This window comes from Nocardia sp. NPDC050799 (assembly GCF_040654015.1).
Lineage (GTDB): Bacteria > Actinomycetota > Actinomycetes > Mycobacteriales > Mycobacteriaceae > Nocardia.
The window spans coordinates 1-1,912 of record NZ_JBFAHF010000103.1 but is presented as its reverse complement, the minus strand read 5'-3'; the positions used below and the strand labels follow the sequence as shown (position 1 = coordinate 1,912).

The following is a 1,912-nucleotide window of genomic DNA, read 5'->3' as shown; positions in this document are numbered from 1 at the left end:
GAGTTATTGTCAATTCCTGTGGATCTCCATTTTTCTCAGGTTGCTCGCAGCCAGTGATCGAGGGCTGCGAAGTGCTCGCCGCTGAGTCCTCGGAATGGCTCGACGTGCCGCAGGAGTGCAGGGCCGCGATGTTGGGTGGCGACCCAGGTGCGGTCAGCGTCGGTGATCTCGTCGTCGACCCAGGCGAACGGGCGTCCGGCCGCCCAGTCCACCAGGGTCCGGGTCTTCCAGCACAGTCCGAACCAACGGTCCTCGCGTTCGTACTCAGCGGAAGATTCCGGCCAGCGCACGACCGGCAATCGTGGCAGCCCGAGCCGGGGCCCGAGCTCGTCATTGGCCTCGTCTTCCCATGTCGTGGCCCAGACCAACTGGCACGGCAACTTTGCCAGCCAGCGGCCGATCTCGGGTCGCAGCCGCGAAAAGTGCGAGTCCGACACGACACTGCGTGGCTCGCGCCCGGGGTCTTCACCGAACGGGAGAAGCGGCCCATCGACATCGAGGAACAGCAGTGGGTGTTGTGCGTGATCGGTCATGCTGCAGTGGCCTGTTCGCGCTCGACGAGAGCGCCGCGTTCGAAACGTGCTCCGGCTCGCACCCGGGCGACCAGGTGTGGTGCGTTGACCGCTCGCCAGCGGGTTTGAGCGGCCTCGATCAGCTTGTAGGCCATCGCCAGTCCAGCCGCCCGCGAACCCGGACCCTTGGTGACTTTCGTGCGTAAACGCACGGTGGCGAAGGTGGATTCGATCGGGTTGGTGGTGCGCAGATGGATCCAATGCTCTGCCGGATACTTGTAGAACTCGAGCAGCACGTCGGCGTCGTCGACGATCTTCGCGACAGCTTTCGGATATTTCTTGCCGTAGTCGAGGCCGAACGCTTTGATCGCGCCCTGCGCATGGTCGATGTCCTCGGCGTTGTAGATCTCCTTCATCGCCGCGGTCGCACCCGGATGCGCCGACTTCGGCAGCGCGGACAGGACATTGGCCTGCTTATGGAACCAGCATCGCTGTTCGCGAGTGTCGGGGAAGACCTCACGGACTGCTTTCCAGAACCCGAGCGCCCCGTCACCGACGGCGAGCACCGGGGCCCGCATGCCACGACGCCGGCAGTCGCGCAGCAGATCCGCCCATGACTCGTGCGATTCACGGAAACCGTCGGTGAGCGCGACCAGCTCTTTGCGGCCGTCGGCACGAACCCCGATCATCACCAGCAGACACAGTTTCTCCTGGTCGAGACGCACCTTCAGGTGGATCCCATCGACCCATAGGTAGACGTAGTCGGCGCCGCCCAGGTCGCGGCCGGCGAAGCTGCGGGCTTCATCCTGCCACTGGCCGGTCAACCGGGTGATCGACGCCGGTGATAACCCGGCCCCGGTCCCGAGGAACTGTTCGAGGGCGGGTGCGAAGTCTCCGGTGGACAGGCCGTGCAGATACAACAGCGGCAATACCTCGCTGATCTGCGGCGACCGGCGTGCCCAGGCGGGCAGGATCGCCGAGGAGAACCGCTGCCGAGCACCGGTTGCGGGATCGACTCGTTTGTCGTTGACCCGCGGCGCCTTCACCGCCACCGCGCCCGCGCTGGTGAGCACCTCCCGCTCGGCGTGATACCCGTTGCGCACCACCAGCCGATGACCGTTCTCGTCGACCTCGCCGGCGAACCGGGCCACATACTCGGCGACCTCGGCCTGCAACGCCGCCGCGAGCATCTTGCGGGCACCGTCACGCACGATCTCGTCCAGCAACGACGCTCCGCCGGACACACCGACCTCGTTGGACTCGACAAGATCTTGAACTACCTTGAGCACGGGCGTACCTTCCCGACCGGCGTTGGCGCGCCGGCCTGATCAAACCTCGGATTCGAAGATCATCCGGGAAGGTACCCCTCCCGGTCATCCACAGGTTTTGATCATTGCTCC

The 1,912-nt window shown here is 65.2% G+C and carries 2 protein-coding genes; both read right to left on the bottom strand.

Annotation, left to right across the window (positions count from 1 at the left end; all coding sequences use genetic code 11):
* Positions 1-35 precede the first annotated feature (35 nt).
* Positions 36-533, bottom strand: a complete 498-nt coding sequence (locus AB0H42_RS35625; protein ID WP_357064270.1) for an HAD domain-containing protein — start codon at positions 531-533, stop codon at positions 36-38.
* Positions 530-1,801 (bottom strand): IS256 family transposase, encoded by a 1,272-nt coding sequence (locus tag AB0H42_RS35620; protein ID WP_357064268.1) that lies wholly within the window; start codon positions 1,799-1,801, stop codon positions 530-532. The genes AB0H42_RS35625 and AB0H42_RS35620 overlap by 4 nt, the downstream gene beginning before the upstream one ends.
* Between the last annotated feature and the right edge of the window lie 111 nt (positions 1,802-1,912).